Origin of the sequence: Novosphingobium oxfordense (assembly GCF_044029435.1) — a bacterium.
Lineage (GTDB): Bacteria > Pseudomonadota > Alphaproteobacteria > Sphingomonadales > Sphingomonadaceae > Novosphingobium.
The window spans coordinates 167,803-186,375 of the sequence record NZ_CP147007.1 but is presented as its reverse complement, the minus strand read 5'-3'; the positions used below and the strand labels follow the sequence as shown (position 1 = coordinate 186,375).

Below are 18,573 nucleotides of genomic sequence, written 5' to 3'. Positions count from 1 at the left end.
GACCCGAAACAGGAATGTCGGATGCCACCGTGGGCAAACGCGACCCAAGTCAATTTTGAGGAGGCCCAAGTCGGAACTTGCCTTCACCGGTTCCGTTTAGCTCCCATGAGGAGCACCGGAAACACGCCGCGCTGGCCTAGCGTACTGTGGCTCATCCGTCATGGGCAGAGCGCTGGCAATGTCGCGCGCGATACGGCGCATGCCAATGGCACGGCAAGGATCGCTCTGGACCACCGAGATGTAGATGTTCCCCTTTCTTCGCTTGGCATCGATCAGGCACGCGCGCTTGGTCACTGGTTTGCGCAAGGTGAGGAAGGCCAGCGACCTCAGGTCATCTTATCCAGCCCTTATCTGCGCGCGCTTCAAACCGCTGAAATTTTCCGAGAGGCGGGTGGATGTCATTCCGATTTGCGAATTTGCCTCGATGAGCGGCTGCGTGAGAAAGAGTTCGGCATCCTTGACGGGTTGACCAGCGCCGGAATTCGCGAGTTGCAGCCCGAACAAGCTCACTTCCGCAAGGTACTTGGCAAGTTCTATCACCGCCCGCCGGGCGGAGAAAGCTGGGTAGATGTAATCTTCCGTCTACGCGCTCTCCTGGATACGGTCTCGCTTCATTACGCAGGCGAACGGGTGATGATCATTGCGCACCAAGTCGTAGTCCTTTGCATGCGATATGTTCTGGAAAACCTGACCGAGGCGGAAATCCTCGAGATCGATGCGCAAGGCGATGTGGCCAACTGCAGTGTCACACAGTACGAACTCAATTCGCAATCCGGACGGCTTGCACTGCAGCATTACAATATAGTTGCCCCGCTCGAAAGGGAGGGCACGCCAGCCACAAACGAGCCCGATCAGATTGTCGCGGCACGTGGTTGACCATAACAGCGGATCAAGCACACCGCTCGACACGGCGTGGCTGCGCGGACATCCTTTGCCGAGGCCGGCGCACGATGTTGACAAAAACACTCGCGGGCATGTGTTGGTGCTTGGAGGCTCCCTTCAAGTCCCGGGAGGAATCAGGCTCACAGGAGAAGCCGCGCTGCGATCAGGTGCCGGCAAGGTGCGTATAGGCACTGTCGCGTCAGCGGTCCAATCGCTCGGCGCCCTCTTCCCCGAAGCAGGATTTCTCGCGCTCCCGGAAAGCCCAGATGGCGAGGTCAACGCCGATCGGGAACTTCTGGAAGGCCATCTGGCGCGCTGCGATTGCGTAGTCGTCGGCCCTGCAATGGCGTGCGGAAACCACGCATCTCGGCTGCTGGACTCAGTTCTCGATGGTATGCGCGGCAAGGGGAAAGGCAGCGATGCTCTTGTAATCGACGCATCGGCTTTGATGACGCTCGGACGCCATGCCGACGTCTTGCGCTCCCGCTCGTCGCCCTCCGTCATCACGCCGCACATCGGTGAGATGGCAGCCATGCTCGAGTGCGAGTCACAGGACATCGCGCGGGACAGGCTCGCGGCAGCCCGCGAGGCCGCACGGCGATTCTATGCGGTCGTGGTATTGAAAGGCAGTACAACGCTTGTGGCTGAACCCGCTGGCACGCATTTCCTGTATTCAGGCGGCAACGCCGGCCTCGCGACGGGCGGTTCGGGCGACGTCTTGGCAGGAATTGCAGGCGGCCTTCTCGCAAGGGGATGCCCTCCCCTCGAGGCCGCGCTGTGGTCTGTATGGCTGCACGGCGAGGCGGGACGCATTTGTGCCGAGGGAATTGGGCGCTTGGGTTTCCTCGCCCGCGACCTCCTGATTACCCTGCCTCGCGTGATGCAATCTGCAGGTGAGGCCTGAGCAAGAACGACTGTCTTTGTCCTGCTGCGTCCTCCCTCGAAGTCTGTTCGCTGCTGCCCGGCAAGCTTCTCTTAGCAGGGCCGGATCACCTTTTTTGGTATGCGGGAGCGTGACTTTGCTTTCGCCCGCCTGCCTCGCGGGATTTTGAGGTTCATTCGTTTTCAGGAACGGCCCCCTTCGCACCGACAATGTCTGCGAAGCACCGGAATTTCCCTGCGATCATGAAGGTCGCAAAACAGGCTGTATGCGTCAACGTACGAGCGGGCTTCGGAAGTTCAGCTCTAACGGGAGCAAAGCTGGCGATGCTCATCGACCTTGATGCCGCAGGCCCGAACTAGCGTCGGATTAAAACGCGGTAAATCACTGCGATTCCAGTTAACAACTCGAGCAGGCCCTCGCCTTCGCATTGTCGGTGAGCCGCCGCTGGAGAAAAGCAAGTACGACCGCTTCCTCGGGCCGTAATCTCGAGACCTCGTCGCGCAACTCGCGTTCGACTGCATCCTTGGCATCCAGCGCAAGTTCGTCGGTCAGACAGCTCTCGAAAACCTCGGGATGGATATAACATTTGCAGCACACCGCCGGTGTGTTGCCAAGACGAGATGCTACCGCCTCTATTGCTGCACGCACGTTGCGTTTGGCGGCCGCCTGGCTGTCGACTTTCTCATATTCCGCGAGCGCCAGAGCGGCCAGGACAGTGCCGTTCCATGTCCTGAAGTCCTTGGCGGGAATGTCCGAGCCAGAGATTTCCTTGAGATAGGCGTTGATATCGCTGGAGGTAACCTCACAGTTTTCGCCGTCTTCGCCAATGTATTGGAAAAGGTGCTGGCCGGGAAGATCCTGACTCGCTTTGACAATTTTCGCAATCCGGCGATTCTCCAGTCTGAGCTTCCACTGCTTGCCGCTTTTGCCCTTGAAGTTGAAACGAGGTTGGGCTCCCTCCACCGCTACATGGCGATCTTGCAGCGTGGTGAGGCCATAACTCCTGCTCAGCTTGGCATAGTCAGAATTTCCGATGCGAATCATGGTGGTCTCCAGCAGATGAACCACGGCCGCCAGCACTCTCTCGCGCGGCAGCCCTCGCCTGCGGAGATCTGCCTCGATCCTTTGGCGCACGATCGGGAGAGCTTTGGCGAAATCGAGCATGTGCTCGTATTTTGTACTGTCTCTCACTTCTCGAAACATGGCATGATAACGGTATTGCTTGCGCCCCTTGGCGTCGCGTCCGGTCGCTTGAATATGGCCGTTGGGTTCTGGAAAGATCCAAACGTCCGAATAGGCAGGCGGGATTGCCAGCGCGGCGATACGGGCAAGCGTCTTCTCATTGCGCACGAGTTCGCCCTTGCCGCTGCGATAACGGAACTTGCCTCGCCATGCCTCGCGCCGGATCCCGGGGCCATTGTCCGTTACATAGACCAGTCCGGCGGTCGCCGCCGCCTGCTGCGCGTCCCCAATCGCGCCTCCATTCATGCTGCCCAGGGCCACCTTCTCGCACTGCTATGCTGCAAAATCGCCTGCCGGACGATTGCGTTCCCCCACCCCAGCGAAACGTACTGCGGTGATGGGTGACCAGGTCGTCCGGACATCAGGGAACGGGCCATTGGAAGGTCATAGGCCGCATCATGTTTTGAGGACAAGCGTTCCGTTGCAAGAGACCTACGCCGGAGCGTGACCCGGGCCGAACATGCGATGCCATTTTCGACGCATCAATGGAGCGCTCAAAGTGATCTTCCCAACGAGTGCAGAGCCAGGAAAGGGGCGTGAAAAACGAGGCCGGTCCGGAAGCAGCAGCACTGGCAGCGTTGACAGCATGTGGCCGACCAAACAATTTCCGCGCAGCGGGGAACGACCTCCGTTGCCTGGCATTCTATTATGCAAGGGGGCCGCCAGCCCCTGATCCCCCGCTGGCGGCCCCTGTATTCTCGTCTACCCTCCCTTGCCCGAGTCGACGTTCCCCGATCGCCTCAATCCGCGAATTCCGTACCTGAGACCGGAATGTAAGATCGATCCTGAGCCCTTCTCAGCCGAAGAAATACTAATCTTCATAGTCACTTTCATCAAAATCTTCTGGAATTTCATCGACGGAATATTCTCCGCTCAGGTATTGTAAAGGATCTAGATCAAGATAACTTACAACCTCTTCGCGTGTTGCCAAAACAGCAATTTCATTGCCGTCCTGTAGCTCCAAGACCGTAACTTGATCGTCTCTCCCCTCGACCAGATCGACCACGTTTATGGAGTTAATTTCAACTTCCTCGCCATCCGGCGTTTCGAACGTATATTTGGGCATCAAATCGCTCCATGTTTCCCAGCCGCCCAACACCCAAGGCGAAGACTTGTTCCACTGCGGAGGAAAGGATGCTCCACCGCTTCCTGAGCGATCAGACGCTTCAATGGATTCTTGATCTTCGGACCAATCTTGACGATATTGGGCCCGCAGGGCCTTTCCCTGCAGGAGGAGAGTTGGAAGAAAGGAGGCAAGAAATGTCCCTCTCCAAATTTCGTCACCCATTCGAGTTCATGAAGCACCCGCAACTCGAGCCTGAAGTCAAACGGGCGATTCTTGCATCGTGGGCCTCGGATGCCCACGCAGTTGAGGAAAGGCCGGACTTGAGGCGACCACCGGGGGTGTCGGACCCAGTTCCTCTTGAAGATATCATGTCGGCTATGCGTACTCTGGACGAGCGCGGAGGCTAAACATGTTCGAGGAACTCCGCACCTATTTCCGCCGAGAGCAGGCCCGCCTGGAAGCAGCGATTACACAGGCTCAAACCAGCGGCGGCCTGTCTCCAAAAGACATAGAGCGACTGAGGGCCTTGCACCGCGCTACCGGTGAACAGATCGCGCTTTGGACACGAGATCTCCGTGAGGATGATCGCTGCACTCTGCAGGCCGTCGCATAAAAATGACGGGCTGGCGGCTGCGCTGGCCCGTCATTCATTGTTTGCGGGGACAAAGCCCAATTTTAGCACTTTAATTAAGTACCTTGGCGCAAAATAACTTAGATCATAAACCTTCTGGCCAAATAGCTTTCGCGAAAAATGAATTATCCGGGAAACTACGCCGGCCTTTTTCTGTTTCCCTGACGATGCGGATGCGGAACCCAAGAGGGATTGCGATTGCCGCGAGACAGGAGGAAAGCCTTGGCCAAGAAGCCTGCCGCCGGGACGTCGTCCCGCAAGCCGAACGACATCGCACAAGGCAAGCCGCTCCCTGGCGAGACGCCAGCGAAGGCTTCGCCGATCCCAAACGATGCGCAAATCGCAACAACCTACTTGGAGCCGCAAGGCGTCGGTGGTGAGACGCAGCAGACCCCGAGAGAAGGCGGCGCTATTCTCACTTCGCAGCAGGGCGTACCTATCGCGGATGATCAAAACAGTCTGAAACAGGGCCCGCGAGGCCCTACGCTCGTCGAAGACTTCCACTTCCGCGAGAAAATTTTCCACTTCGATCATGAACGTATCCCCGAGCGCGTCGTACATGCGCGCGGATACGGGGTTCATGGCTATTTCGAACTTACTGACAGCCTCGCCGATATAACCAGGGCCGACATCTTTCAGCGCGTGGGAGAACGAACGCCCGCCTTTGTTCGCTTCTCGACCGTGGCTGGCTCAAAGGGATCTTCCGATTTGGCCCGCGACGTACGCGGGTTTGCCGTCAAGCTCTATACCCGCGAGGGCAACTGGGATCTTGTCGGCAACAATATTCCGGTCTTCTTCATCCAGGATGCCATCAAGTTTCCCGATCTCATCCATGCCGCCAAACCCGAACCTGATCGGGGCTTCCCGCAGGCTCAGACGGCTCACGACAATTTCTGGGACTTCATCAGCCTTACGCCGGAATCGATGCACATGGTCATGTGGATCATGTCCGACCGAGCCATCCCACGCTCGTTCCGTACGATGGAAGGCTTCGGCGTGCACACCTTCCGTCTAGTCTCCGATGACGATAAATCTACCTTCGTGAAGTTCCACTGGAAGCCGAAACAGGGGCTGCAATCAGTGGTCTGGAACGAAGCCGTGAAGATCAATGGCGCCGACCCTGACTTCCACCGGCGCGATCTATGGGATGCAATCAATGGAGGCGACTTTCCGGAATGGGAGCTGGGTGTCCAGCTTTTCGACCAGGCCTTCGCGGACAGTTTCGAGTTCGACGTGCTCGATGCGACCAAGATTATCCCCGAGGAAGTCCTTCCCGTCCGAACGATCGGGCGACTGGTGCTCGATCGCCTCGTCGACAACTTCTTCGCAGAAACGGAGCAGGTTGCGTTCTGCACGCAAAACGTCGTTCCCGGTATCGATTTCACCAACGATCCGCTGCTGCAAGGGCGCAATTTCTCCTACCTCGATACCCAACTGAAGCGGCTCGGAAGCCCCAACTTCACGCATATTCCTATAAACGCGCCCAAGTGCCCGATTGCCCATTTCCAGCAGGACGGCCACATGGCCATGGTCAATCCCGTCGGCCGAGTGAACTATGAGCCCAACTCGTGGGGGCCGACTGTTGGAGGCCCCCGCGCCGACCCTGCGCGCGGCTATTCCAGCTTCGCCAGTGAGGCCGAAGGCGCCAAGTTGCGCATCCGGCCCGAAAGCTTTGCCGACCATTACAGCCAGGCGAGGCAGTTCTTCATCAGCCAGCTGCCGGTAGAGCAGAAGCATATTGCCGATGCCCTGGTCTTCGAGCTTTCCAAGGTCGAAAGACCCGACATTCGTGCGCGCCTGGTGTCGCACTTGCGCAACATCGACGAGGCACTGGCGTCGAAGGTCGCCGACGGGCTGGGTCTTGCGACGCTTCCCGACCCCGCCCAGGCCGCCATGCCGACCAAGACCGAACTCGCGCCGTCTGACGCTCTGTCGATCATTAAAAACGGTCCATCTTCCTTTAAGGGCCGCAAACTTGGCATTCTCCTGAGCGACGAAGCTGACGCATCACTTTTCGATGCGTTGGTAAAGGCCGTCGACAAGGTCGGGGCGGTCTATGAGATCGTCGCGGCAAAAGTTGGCGGGGTGGCGCTTTCTGACGGCACGCGGGTTGCGGCCAAACAGAAAATCGACGGCGGCCCTTCAGTCCTGTTCGATGCGGTTGCGATTATCGTCTCGGAAGAAGGGGGCATCCTCCTCGGCGATGATGCTACCGCGCAGGACTTCGTGCGCGATGCTTTCGGGCACGGTAAATTCATCGGCCTGTCAGCAGGTGCAGAGCCAATCCTCTCGAAAGGCGGCATAGCCGGAAACCTTGACGAAGGCTGCGTGCGGCTGGAGTCCGCAAGAGATGCCGCCGCGTTTGTCGATACGATCGCCGCGCTGCGTCATTGGCCTCGAGAGCTGAGGGTTGATCTAGATGCGAAATGAGACCCAAGAACTGGCAGCTGGCGAAAGCCGGCTGCCCCCTCTCCCCCCGCCTGAACGCCTTCAGGAACTTCTGTTCGAAACCGCACGCCTGGGACGTACCGATCTGATCCTGGCCCTGGTTCAAGCCGGAGCCCGCGTGGACGCCTACAACGGGAAGGGACACACGTCGCTGATCCTGGCAACTTATCACGGACATCATGAAACGGCAGAGGCATTGCTCGAGAGCGGCGCCGCTGTCGATCAGACGGATTGTTTCCGAGGAAACACCGCGCTCATGGGAGCAACGTTCAAGGGCCATCTGGGCACTGCCGAGATGTTGCTTGAAAGAGGGGCCCAACCCGACGTCCCAAACTTCGCCGGCCAGACGGCACTTATGATGGCATCGTTGTTCGGCCGGGAGGATTTTGTCGACTTATTGATTTCCCACGGCGCCGATATCGAGTTGAGCGACGTTGCAGGAAATGACGCGCTGTCTGTCGCCTATCAGCAGGGGAATGCCGTAATGGCGCACAAGCTGGCGCGCCTTTCAACACGCGGGACAAGGAATGCCTAGCGACAAGATGGAAAGCATGAAGGTTTCCCCAATATGAAGAATGAAGATAAGCCGAGCTCGCGACGTCTGGGCCGCGCCGGCATCATGGTCGTCGCAATCGTGCTTGCCGTCATCATTGTGGTCTTTGCCGGCCGCAATATCTGGCATGCCGACAAGCTCGAGAAGGAAGAGCAGACGGGCGTCAAGGAACGCAATGGACTAAATTAGGCCACACGTCTGCCATACCTTGCACATTCCGAGCTGCCCGAGCGGCGGCGCGAATGCTAATCGGCTGGGGCCAGCAAGAACCTGCCGGCGACGCACCCAAGGTTTGCTCCGCAAATGAAGCATCGTGAAAGGAGGCCGGCGTCGTCCCTGACCGTCGGCTATAAGGTGCTGCAGCCATGTGGAGAACGCTCGTGGGGCGAGCAATCCATCCCCGAAGATCGGCCCGAATACAGGCCAGAATACAGGATCGCGTCCGCTCGCCCGCTGTCGGTGCCTGCCCAGCCCAACACGGAGGCACGTGACCCGCATTTACATCCCGTGTTAGCGCCGTTCGGACGGCTGCCTCCCCTCTGACGGAGTGTTTTCTCCAGCTGAAAATCCATCGCATTGTCAGTTGCAACGATGCAAACTGTTCTCTTGGCAAGTCTATTGCTAATCCGAATGCGGGAGAAATGGTCGGTCGGCCCCCTCTATGCCAACGCGGGGACACTGCCGACATCGATCTGCAGATCTCGGGGTTGCTGTCGAACGTGGTGGGCATACCGTTCAAGGGATCGAAAGACCGGGGCCTCCAAGTTGCCAGGGTATTGGACAGGAAAATGCAACGCCCACGGACTTTCCATGTCCCGCGACTGTGCACTGAAGGGATCTAAAGATAGCCGAAAGACGTTGAGACAAGGTTTGGTGCGCCGCCGGCACGCTTTTTTGGCATCGGACGACGGTGCCCATCCAAATGGAGATCTCATGTCCCTCGACAATCTATCGATCGCCCTTCTCATTGCGCCACGTGGCACGGAAGAATCGGAGTTCGTTGAACCCAAGAAAGCGCTGGAGCAAGCGGGCGCAAATGTCACCGTCATCGGCTTGGAAAGCGGAACTGCGGAAACCAACAACAATGACCTTGATCCCGGCGGCCGCTACTCCGTCGATAAGTGCTTCGCCGAGGTATCTGCGGACCGGTTCGACGGCTTGGTTATACCGGGCGGTAGCGTAGGCGCGGACAAACTTCGCGGCAGCCAGGAAGCGGTAGCCTTCGTACGCGCCTTCTTCGACGCCGGTAAACCTGTTGGAGCGATCTGTCACGCTCCTTGGCTTTTGGTAGAAGCGGGCGTCCTGAGTGGCCGAACCGTGACATCCTTTCCTACCGTACGGACGGACATCGAAAATGCCGGTGGCAAGTGGGTCGATGAGGAAGTCACTGTTGATGAGGGCTTGGTCACTAGCCGGAAGCCGGACGATCTACCGGCATTTTGCGAAAAACTCATCGAAGAATTCGCTGAGGGGCGGCATCTCCCGCGAGGGGCCAAGACCTGATGCGAAGTCGAGAGGCAGCGGCAATTGTGTGGCCGTTTCTAGTCCGACGCAAATGCCGGGCTCGTTGTGATGCCTAGAGGGTGTCGGGAAGCGGGCTCGCTTCTGTTCGGCAGGATCCTCGGTACGACCGAGCACTGTCTCGAGCGGCAGAACAGTTGGTGACGCCGATCCTCCCCTGGACGCAAGTTACTGGCGCAGCGGCAGTTTCAACGCGTCGGAATTAGTCCGACTCGAACAACCCATCGGACTTTTTCTGTAACACCTCCAATGGACTTCCGCTTGGTTGGCCGCCCCTCCCGAATCGCAGAACACGAGGCGGAGTCATATCTAGCACGCACTCCATCGATCCTGACCAGATCCGGGCAATCGCGGCTTACAGCTACAGATTATCGTCCGGAACGCGCGTTCCGTCGCAGAGACGCTGGATCATTCCATACATGGATTCAAGAATGCTTGTGGGTTTACTCGAAGAGCTTGCGCCATTGGAGAATGCCATGTCGATGTACACGCTCAAGTTTCCGGAAGACGGCAACGGCCCGGCTAAGGATGTCCGGTTCGAAGCCAGCGATCCAGGGGCGGCCCTGACTTTTGCCGCGCAGGAAAAGCCGCGCCGTCGGGCTGAACTCTGGCAGGGATCACGCAAACTTTGCGCGATCAGACAAACGCTGGGTGAGGTTTGGCGAATCGACCGACAGTAGGACATCCGCGTCAAAAGCGGACCGGGGGATTACCGGTCCGCTCTCAAAAGCTCATAATACAATTCATTTCGCAGGCCATTCGGACTTGCCCTCGCTGATGGAGGAGATAGATGAATATCTACGCACTGAGGTTCTCCGATGACGGGCAAGGGGTTGCCAAGCGACTCGAATTCAAAGCCGACGATCTCAATGCGGCGCTGGTTATTGCCCGCCGGGAAGCCGGACGCCGAAATGCCGAACTTTTGAAAGGCACTACGAGAATCTGCACCATCCGCCGGCCATCTGGAATGGTTCCGCCTCATAGCCCGTCCGTGCATTGTGTGCCAATTTAGCCAATCAACGGCGATACACTCGTCGATTTTAGAGTAGGCCACTATACGAATGGCGCTCGCCTGCAATCCGAGGCTCGATGTGTCGGAGTAGGTCCATCAATGTCTCGCCGTTGCGGAGCGCGACATTAAAGGCACAGTATTGCCGCGCGCTAACGTTGATTGGCACCTGCAGCCCGCCGCCCTCGCAGCCAGACTTCCTCATTTATGGAATTGCGCCATACACCGCCGAGAGCCCACGCCATCCGGAGATCACGCCGGGCCTCCGTTTCCATGGCGCCGATGAAACGCGGGCCGTGAGCGATCAACAGTTTTTCTATCGGACCTGAGGCAGTACATTCGACGATTCGCTGAGCTTCATTTTTCTCAGCCGCAAGAAGTTCTTGCAACGTATATCTAGCAACGACATGCTTGATCGCATCCCACGCTACGGCAGGATCATCTTCCGTTAAATCATATATCGCCCAGGCCCGATCTCGGACGTCATCCGAGACGTCCGGCATGTGCGGGAGAAAAGTAATCCAATCCGATGCCAGCTTCTTCGGGTCCATCGACCGAGATTACCAAATAAATGCAATTTTCACAAATTACCATGTCCAAAAACGTTCCCGAAATGAATATTGCGCAATATGGCATTTTGATGTGGAGCTTCCTTCTGCGGGAAGTTCGTGTGCGCACTTCCGTCCCGAATGGCGTCAATTGCGCTGCCAGCTATCCTATCGAAAATGATCCGGATTCTAGAATAATTCGAAGTGGCATTACGTATATCGGGTGCTTTTCTTCACGTTGCTACGATCCGAGCGCTGAATGGCCAAGACCCTAAACTAACCATTGTAAGTTGCACCGATGGACAGTTGGCCGTTCCGAAGGCGCGGCATCACGTTGCCCTGTTGGCCACCCAGGAACTCTGCTGGGCCAGCACTGTTTGTATCACGGGTCGTAGCTCGGCTACATCTGCCCTGGGTGATGTCGGGCGACAGGGGAGGGGCCGCCTCTTGGCGACCCCTCCTCTTCCCGCTGCTCTCGCCCGTCGCAATTACCGTCAAGGTAACCACCGCGCCGGCCGAGGGGCCGGCTAGCTGGCAAGCAAATCATCCTGCCGAACGATACCTCGACCTCTCGAGTTTGATCGCCAATGGGCAACTTGCGGTACATTGAAAGTGAGATCGAGAGGTCCGCACCGATGCGGGTGCGAACCTCTCTTTTCTTGCGACCCGCGGGCTCGATGTAGTGGTCCGCTGCTGGCGGCTAAGAGCACAAATGCGGCTATTTCAAGGAAAAAACGGCGAAAAGTGTATCAATTCCGGGCAATCAGGCGTTTCTGCAAAATCAATGACCGAAAGCGGGCCGTACAAGGATGTATCCGAGCCGCTTGAAATTACTGTCATGACTAGGATAGCGCGAACGGCAAAGAAAGACCTACTACAAGGCGGAATGGGATGAAAGAAGACGATAAGCCTCTTCCTAAATTACCATTATTCGATCTTGTCGAGTATTGAGCGAAAATAGACAAGTAATATAAGTGATTTTGGCTTGCCGCGCTTCGAACGTCCCTACCAGTTTCTCCCATCACAGGAGATCGGATGCCTCGCAACCAGTCTGCTGCAGAATCATTTCCAGAACACCCTTCGCATGATGATCACGAGGATCACCGATGGCAGAAAATTTCCTCAGCTATCTTATGAGGGAGAGTGAACGCTTGGAGCTGGCTATTGTCGTGGCCGACACCAATCAAGCGACGCTACCCGAAATCCATCGCATGCAATTCATTTATCGCGCCTTGCATGACCAGATCGCCCTCTGGCTTCGTGATCTCGCCGACGACGATGGTGGCTCGCTTCAGGCAGCCGCATAGCTCCCTCGGCCAAGAGCGGTTCTCCTTGCTCGTTGTTGCCGCGAATCTTCCGGATTACAGCCACTCTCGATTAGCCTTGAGTACGCAGGAAAAGAGGGCAACGAAAATGTCGAGACGGCTCTGCCGAAACGCCCGCCAGTAGGCACGACATACATGTGATGTTTGAGAACCAAAAAGAGGATGAACGAATGACGGAACGCAGGCTTCGCCCGGAAACCCTTGCCCTGCACGCTGGCTGGCGTGCCGATCCTGCCACGGGCGCGGTAGCACCGCCAATCTACCAGACGACCTCTTACCAGTTCCGCGATGCCGATCATGCCGCCAATCTGTTTGCGTTGAGGGAACTGGGCAATATCTATACCCGCCTCGGCAACCCAACAACGGACATCCTCGAGCAACGCATCGCTGCGCTGGAAGGCGGCGCAGCGGCGCTTGCAGTGGCGTCAGGGCAAGCTGCCTCGGCCTTTGCCGTGCAAAATCTGGCGCGCGCGGGTGATAATATCGTGAGCGGAACCGACCTCTATGGCGGAACATGGAACCTCTTCGCCAATACCCTGAGAGACATGGGGATCGAAGTTCGCTTTGTGGATCCAGCCGATCCGCAGGCGTTTGCCAATGCCAGCGACGAGCGAACCCGAGCCTGGTACGTGGAGACCCTCCCCAATCCCAAACTGATTGTATGTCCGATCGGAGATATCGCAGCACTCGGGCGGCCGATGGGCATTCCTCTGATCGTGGACAACACCGCCGCCCCCCTGATCGCCCGTCCCTTCGACCACGGTGCCGCGATAGTCGTCTATTCGACGACAAAGTACATCGGCGGGCACGGGACCTCAATCGGCGGTATGATCGTCGAGGGCGGCAATTTCGACTGGAGCGCATTTCCGCAACGTCAGCCGCTGCTCAATACACCCGATCCCAGTTATCACGGCACAATCTGGAGCGAGGCGGCCAAGCCGCTGGGGCCGATCGCCTATGTTTTGCGTGCCAGGACGGTTCTGCTGCGCGATCTAGGCGCTGCGCTTTCGCCCTTCAATGCATTCCAGATTCTTCAGGGATTGGAAACCCTGCCGCTGCGCATTGTACGTCATTGCGAGAATGCTGTGAAAGTGGCTTCATTCCTGCAAGCACGCAGCGATGTCCTGAGCGTCATTCACCCCTCACTTCAAACCGGACAGCAAGCGGAACGTGCAGCCGCAGTCCTGACGGGAGGGTTTGGGGGGCTGCTCGGCTTCGAACTCGCTGGCGGGGCCGACGCTGGACGACGTTTCATCGATGCGCTCGAACTCTTCTATCATGTCGCCAACATCGGCGATGCCCGCAGCTTGGCGATCCATCCGGCATCCACCACGCATTCACAGCTCTGCGCCGAAGAACAGACAGCCACGGGCGTTTCCCCGGGCTATATACGGCTATCGATCGGGCTGGAGCACATCGACGATATTTTGAACGATCTGGAACAGGCCTTGGACAAGGCCGCCGCATAAGCGACCCGCTCCGAACAAGATCGTTGACCGATCGGCGCCGGGAATTCCTCTTCAAAGGAGGACATTCTCGGTGACTGGATGGCCATCTCCCCGTCGCGCATCCGTTGTCTCAAAGGAGCGACGGGGGGACAGCGATCTGCCGGTCGAGACCACAACACAGCGAGCGGAGTATACGAATCCGCTATGCGGGACACGGGCCGGACACGAACCGTCCCTGCGAACAGGCTTTTCTACAAAGGCTTATGTTGGGCATTTCCTCGTAACCTGTGCGCGACCACGAAACGCCATCCCAGGGAAGATTTGATCGGGCAAGCCTCTCGATGAATCGATGCGAGGATCGTATCGTGCGGCGCAGTGCAGCTGAGCCCCTTGTCCTACCGCGGCTAAGCCTGCGCGGCTTGGCGTAACCTGTCTACAAACCTCGTCTGCCGGAGCCCGTCCTCCATGCGCCAGAGATTTTGGAAAACATCAGATCCTTGTTCTTCCATAAGCACACAGGATGCACGTTCCATGATCACAAGCGCCTTTCGTAGCCGCTGTACTTCGCTGTGCCCGGCATCGGTAAGAGCGATAATCGAACGCCGTCGATCCCGGGAGTTTGCCTGTGTTTCGATAAAGCCAAGCGCCGTTAGCTGCCGGCACCAATCGATGATCAGCGGATGAGATTGACTTAACAACGAGGCAAGCTCGGTCACGCCCAGCGCCCCTCGCTCGTCTAGTGCCAGCAAGGTGGAGGTCGTTCTGGGCGGTGCTGTTACGCCGACTTCGGGATACCATTGGCTGCCGCCGCGGATGAGTTCGTCTGCGAGGCGCCGCAGGAGATGGGCGAGATAGGCCGGTCCCTGCTGGCGAATGAAATCCTCAGCTGGCGCAGGTTCAAGATCGCTGTTTGACATAATGCGTAAAGCTTTACATAAAAAGCAGCCGGCTGCCAGCTTTGTTTCGGGGAAACGGCGATGAAATCCTTGATCCTGCCCATCCTGCTCATCCTCACGGGCGCTGCACCTCCAGCGGAAAATTGTGCGGTTGGCAGCTACCTCCTTTCAGATGGCACGATTGTCGATATCGCGGCCGGCGAGGGCGATCATCTCCGATGGCGGCGACCGGACGGTACGACCGGCGAGTTGACTGAAATGCACAATGCCCGCTGGAAGAGCACATTGGGCTGGACCGGACGGCCCGACGGAAATGAGTTGTCCTTCGATTGCGCGCGCCATCAGATGATCTTCAATAGGCGCCGCGGCAATCGCATTGCCTTCGATGTGACCGACACCACGTTCGAGGTAAATGGTGCAGTGTTGGCCGGACGCCTAGTGATGCCCAAAGGTAAACAGCGGGTACCGCTTGTTATCCTTGTACATGGAGCGGAACATTCTTCGGCGCTTCAGTCGTACTCCATGCAAAGGATGTTTCCTGCTTCGGGGATCGGCGCTTTCGTATATGACAAGCGCGGTACCGGTGCCTCGAGCGGACAATATACGCAAGACTATGCAACTCTGGCGACTGATGCGATTGCCGCGCTGCACGCCGCGAGGAAGTTAGGCGGCGATCGCATCTCCCGCGTCGGCTATCAAGGCGCAAGCCAGGGTGGATGGGTGGCGCCATTGGCTGCGCGGATAGAACCTGTCGACTTCGTCATCGTCAGCTTCGGCCTTGCGGTATCCGTCGCAGACGCGGAGCATGAGTTAATCACTGCGCAATTGACCCGCCGCGGCTACGGTCCGGAGGAAGTTTCCAAAGCCATGGAAATTTCCCGGACTGTGGAGACGCTGATCGATAGCAACTTCCAATCGGGTTACGACCAACTGTCGAAAGTTCGCGCGCGCTACGGCAGCGAAGCCTGGTTCCACGATGTGCGCGGAAGCGCTGTTGGCATTATCCTCGACATGCCGGAAGGACAATTGCGCCGCGAAGGCCCGTCACTGGCCCCGAACATTTCAATCTACTACGATCCTCTGCCGGTACTGCGCAACCTGACCGTACCGCAATTGTGGTTGTTGGCGCAAGACGATGAAACTGCGCCCAGTAACGAAACCGAACATCGCCTGTCCGCGCTAGCTCAATCCGGGCGCCCTATTACCACTGCGGTTTTTCCCGGCACAGATCACGGCATGTACAGATACGAGCTCGCCCCCGACGGTACGCGGCTGTCCACCCGCGCTCCTGACGGCTACTTCGGGATGATGCGGGACTTCGTTATGACAGGCCGCGTCCGCCGAAACTATGGTGCAAGACTCGTGAATCCGCCTCGGACAGCAGACGAATAGAGATCGCTATCAAAAACGAAGGCTCAAGCCGGTGTCCGCAGCGCAGGAAGAGCCCAAAGCCCTTGCACTATCGCCATCCAACTGTCGTCGGCAGGGCAAAACACGTCAGGTTGTCGGTGAGCGAACGCCGACGACACAGTGAGCCACGCAGCGTCCAAAGACGCTCGAAGGATTTGGCTTGGTTTGGCTATGAGATCAGCGCTGAAGCTGCGACGCGCCTAAGACTTTCCTCAAACAGGGCTCGATCACGATCGCACGCGACCGGATGTGAGGACGCATAAGAGCGCGGATCTGCAGGCATGGTGCCGAGCACCATGCCTGCACCGCGTCATCTCACGGGCACTTGGCGAACTTGCCCTTGTTGGGACCTGCGGTGTAACGGCACTTGCCATCTTTTCCTTTGGCAATCGAGGCAGACCCGCTCTTCGCGGCGGCTGAGTTCGGGCACTTGACGAATTTGCCCTTGGCATCGCGGCAACTGTTCGCCGCGAGAGCGGGCGTCGCGCCCAGCATACCTACGATTGCTACAGCAGCGATCATCTTGCGAATCATGGCCTTACTCCCTTAGTATGCACCCATGGTGCTAACTCATATGGCACGCGTGCGGCGCTGTCCGCATCTTTATCCGCGATCTGTCGGCGATTGGAGAATTCCATGGTATGCGCCGATACACCGCTCCTACTTCACGCAAAGCAATCCTCACCGCCTGAGGGGCCGATTAAAAGCCGGGACAGGAATGGTATCTGCCAGATATTTGCTTTGCCGGGTTGGCTTTCCCGCTCCGGTTGCCGCGGCATCCGGACCGTCGTGGTTGCGGCCTCCTCGGCCGAAATCGGTCAGCGGCCCTTCCGTTCTGCCCCGCAAGGGCGGCTGCGCAATACTCTTGGCCGCGCGGGAACAGAACGAGTTTCATGGTTTTCCCTTTGCTCTCCTTTCATGCGTTGGCGAAGGGGTTGGTGAAAATTGCGCGCTTGCCCAGCGCACGTTCAATGTCGAGCACCCGGTTATATTTTGCGAGGCGTTCGCCTCGGCACGGCGCGCCGCACTTCATCTGCCCCGCCCGACAGGCCACCGCAAAGTCGGCAATGAAGTCGTCATTGGTTTCGCCCGAACGGTGCGAGACCATTGTCCGCCACCCGACCTTGCGGCACAGGGCGACCGCCTCGACCGTCTCGGTGACCGTTCCGATCTGGTTGAGCTTGATCAGGACCGCATTCATCGCCTTGAGGTCGATCGCATTTTGAATGAAGTTCGGATTGGTGACGGTGATATCGTCGCCCATCACCTGAATGCGCTGGCCCTGCGCGGCTGTCAGCTCGGTAAAGCCTTGCCAATCATCCTCCGCAAAGCCGTCCTCGATAGAGACGATCGGATAGCTGTTGATCCAGCGGCCATAGAGCGCGAGCATGGCGGTGCGATCAAGGCGGCCCTGGCCCGCCCGCGCGAGATTGTAGATCCCGCCTTCGCCAAAGGATGACGCGGCGGGATCGAGCGCGATCGCTATGTCCTCGCCGGGCCTGTAGCCCGCCGCCTCTATCGCTTCGACTATCAGCTCGCAGGCCGCCTCATTGTTTTCTAGTGCAGGGGCGAATCCCCCTTCATCGCCCACGGCCGTCTTGAAGCCCCCTTTGTGCAAGATCGACCGGATCGCCGCGTAGGTTTCCGCCCCGTAGCGAAGCGCCTCGGCAAAGGTCGGCGCGCCAAGGGGCACAATCATGAACTCCTGAAAATCGAGGCCGCTGTCGGCGTGCTTGCCCCCGTTGAGGACATTCATCGACGGCATTGGAAGCAGGCAGGCCTCCTCCCCGCCGAGTTGCTGGTAGAGCGGCACACCCTCCACGACCGAAGCCGCACGCGCCGCCGCCATCGAGACCCCGAGAATTGCGTTGGCACCGAGGCGGCCCTTGTTCGGCGTTCCATCGAGGGCGATCATCGCGTGATCGAGCGCGACCTGATCGCAAACATCATGCCCCCGAAGGACGGAGGCGATTGGGCCTTCGACCCCCCTGATGGCTGCCAGAACGCCTTTTCCGCCGTAGCGGGCAAGATCGCCATCGCGCAGTTCGACCGCCTCATTGGTGCCGGTTGATGCGCCGGAGGGAACGGCGGCGCCCGCTTCCAAGCCGCTCTCGAGGACGAGCGTGACGGCAAGCGTGGGGTTGCCGCGCGAGTCGAGGATTTCGCGGGCGTGGAGATTGGCGATGCGAGTACTAGTGGACATGAGCTACCTCCGGTCAGGCAAGAACCGAGCGGCCGACGATGGCTGTCGTCTCGCTCGATGTGTAGTGGATCGTAGGCCCGCAAGAAGGTTGAAGTTCGCGACTTGCGCTGCGGTGAGGCCGTCGAGCGCCATCCACAGCGCGCAGTCGAATGGCTCGCGCCCCCACCGTGCTCGAATACGCCGACCGAGACGATGCCATCGAACCTTCGCTCCATCTGGCGACGGCCGGACATCTTAAGAAAGCCCGCACATGAATCATCAGCCTGCCTCCGCGTCGCGGTAGATCGCACGGCGTGCGCCGCTCTCAGGCTGCAGGGGCAGCCCGCACGGCCACGACACACTCCGCCGCGCTATCGCGGTAGGGGTCATCAACCGTTGGGCGGTTATAGGGGACTCCATCCCCATTCAACGATGTACGTGGCCCCGCTCGGGGAGCCCTTCGAGGTCAACCATCTCAAGCGGTCATCGCTCCATTGGATAACGGCAACGCGGAGTTTCCTGATCGTCG

At 58.4% G+C, this 18,573-nt stretch carries 18 protein-coding genes and 1 riboswitch; of the genes, 12 read left to right on the top strand and 6 right to left on the bottom strand.

The features are described from left to right. The first annotated feature begins 105 nt into the window (after positions 1-105). Both WBP07_RS20865 and WBP07_RS20860 read left to right on the top strand, forming a co-directional pair. Positions 106-876, top strand: a complete 771-nt coding sequence (locus WBP07_RS20865) for a histidine phosphatase family protein (protein ID WP_395396342.1) — start codon at positions 106-108, stop codon at positions 874-876. Continuing rightward, positions 869-1,786, top strand: a complete 918-nt coding sequence (locus WBP07_RS20860; protein WP_395396341.1) for an NAD(P)H-hydrate dehydratase — start codon at positions 869-871, stop codon at positions 1,784-1,786. Before WBP07_RS20865 ends, WBP07_RS20860 begins: the two co-directional genes overlap by 8 nt. A gap of 375 nt (positions 1,787-2,161) precedes the next feature. Here the strand turns inward: WBP07_RS20860 and WBP07_RS20855 are convergent, their stop codons facing one another. Beyond that, positions 2,162-3,253, bottom strand: coding sequence for a DNA topoisomerase IB (locus WBP07_RS20855; protein ID WP_395396488.1), 1,092 nt, complete (start codon positions 3,251-3,253; stop codon positions 2,162-2,164). A gap of 565 nt (positions 3,254-3,818) precedes the next feature. Beyond that, entirely contained in the window at positions 3,819-4,295 is a 477-nt protein-coding gene (locus WBP07_RS20850) for a hypothetical protein (RefSeq protein WP_395396340.1), read from the bottom strand. A 187-nt stretch (positions 4,296-4,482) separates the two neighbouring features. Between WBP07_RS20850 and WBP07_RS20845 the strand changes: the two genes are divergently transcribed. From WBP07_RS20845 to WBP07_RS20815, 7 genes are all read left to right on the top strand, one after another. Continuing rightward, positions 4,483-4,686, top strand: coding sequence for a hypothetical protein (locus WBP07_RS20845; protein WP_395396339.1), 204 nt, complete (start codon positions 4,483-4,485; stop codon positions 4,684-4,686). Positions 4,687-4,974: 288 nt separating this feature from the next. Next, complete coding sequence (locus tag WBP07_RS20840) at positions 4,975-7,134, top strand: catalase (protein ID WP_395396487.1); 2,160 nt, start codon at positions 4,975-4,977, stop codon at positions 7,132-7,134. Continuing rightward, positions 7,124-7,687 carry an ankyrin repeat domain-containing protein gene (locus tag WBP07_RS20835; protein ID WP_395396338.1) on the top strand — a complete coding sequence of 188 codons (564 nt, stop codon included), beginning with the start codon at positions 7,124-7,126 and terminating at the stop codon, positions 7,685-7,687. The genes WBP07_RS20840 and WBP07_RS20835 overlap by 11 nt, the downstream gene beginning before the upstream one ends. A 33-nt stretch (positions 7,688-7,720) precedes the next feature. Next, positions 7,721-7,894, top strand: a complete 174-nt coding sequence (locus WBP07_RS20830) for a hypothetical protein (protein WP_395396337.1) — start codon at positions 7,721-7,723, stop codon at positions 7,892-7,894. A 744-nt stretch (positions 7,895-8,638) separates the two neighbouring features. After that, entirely contained in the window at positions 8,639-9,208 is a 570-nt protein-coding gene (locus WBP07_RS20825) for a type 1 glutamine amidotransferase domain-containing protein (RefSeq protein WP_395396336.1), read from the top strand. A gap of 494 nt (positions 9,209-9,702) precedes the next feature. Beyond that, positions 9,703-9,906 carry a hypothetical protein gene (locus WBP07_RS20820; protein WP_395396335.1) on the top strand — a complete coding sequence of 68 codons (204 nt, stop codon included), beginning with the start codon at positions 9,703-9,705 and terminating at the stop codon, positions 9,904-9,906. 110 nt (positions 9,907-10,016) lie between these two features. Further along, positions 10,017-10,238 carry a hypothetical protein gene (locus tag WBP07_RS20815; RefSeq protein ID WP_395396334.1) on the top strand — a complete coding sequence of 74 codons (222 nt, stop codon included), beginning with the start codon at positions 10,017-10,019 and terminating at the stop codon, positions 10,236-10,238. A gap of 149 nt (positions 10,239-10,387) precedes the next feature. On the opposite strand, the gene WBP07_RS20810 is transcribed toward WBP07_RS20815, so the two are convergent. Beyond that, positions 10,388-10,786: a DUF6869 domain-containing protein gene (locus WBP07_RS20810; protein ID WP_395396333.1), complete on the bottom strand. Its 399-nt coding sequence runs from the start codon at positions 10,784-10,786 to the stop codon at positions 10,388-10,390. A gap of 1,103 nt (positions 10,787-11,889) precedes the next feature. Between WBP07_RS20810 and WBP07_RS20805 the strand changes: the two genes are divergently transcribed. Further along, positions 11,890-12,090, top strand: coding sequence for a hypothetical protein (locus tag WBP07_RS20805; protein WP_395396332.1), 201 nt, complete (start codon positions 11,890-11,892; stop codon positions 12,088-12,090). Positions 12,091-12,278: 188 nt separating this feature from the next. Next, positions 12,279-13,577 carry an O-acetylhomoserine aminocarboxypropyltransferase/cysteine synthase family protein gene (locus WBP07_RS20800; RefSeq protein WP_395396331.1) on the top strand — a complete coding sequence of 433 codons (1,299 nt, stop codon included), beginning with the start codon at positions 12,279-12,281 and terminating at the stop codon, positions 13,575-13,577. A gap of 383 nt (positions 13,578-13,960) precedes the next feature. Here WBP07_RS20800 and WBP07_RS20795 read toward each other — a convergent pair whose 3' ends face one another. Next, positions 13,961-14,473, bottom strand: coding sequence for a MarR family winged helix-turn-helix transcriptional regulator (locus tag WBP07_RS20795; RefSeq protein ID WP_395396330.1), 513 nt, complete (start codon positions 14,471-14,473; stop codon positions 13,961-13,963). A gap of 60 nt (positions 14,474-14,533) precedes the next feature. Here WBP07_RS20795 and WBP07_RS20790 point away from each other — a divergent pair, with 60 nt between their 5' ends. Further along, positions 14,534-15,844 (top strand): alpha/beta hydrolase family protein, encoded by a 1,311-nt coding sequence (locus WBP07_RS20790; protein ID WP_395396329.1) that lies wholly within the window; start codon positions 14,534-14,536, stop codon positions 15,842-15,844. Positions 15,845-16,177: 333 nt separating this feature from the next. Here the strand turns inward: WBP07_RS20790 and WBP07_RS20785 are convergent, their stop codons facing one another. Together WBP07_RS20785 and eno are read right to left on the bottom strand one after the other, a co-directional pair. Next, positions 16,178-16,396 (bottom strand): hypothetical protein, encoded by a 219-nt coding sequence (locus WBP07_RS20785; RefSeq protein ID WP_395396328.1) that lies wholly within the window; start codon positions 16,394-16,396, stop codon positions 16,178-16,180. 382 nt (positions 16,397-16,778) lie between these two features. Beyond that, complete coding sequence (gene eno / locus WBP07_RS20780) at positions 16,779-18,065, bottom strand: phosphopyruvate hydratase (protein WP_395396327.1); 1,287 nt, start codon at positions 18,063-18,065, stop codon at positions 16,779-16,781. A 352-nt stretch (positions 18,066-18,417) separates the two neighbouring features. Continuing rightward, positions 18,418-18,477: riboswitch (Fluoride riboswitch) on the bottom strand. Between the last annotated feature and the right edge of the window lie 96 nt (positions 18,478-18,573).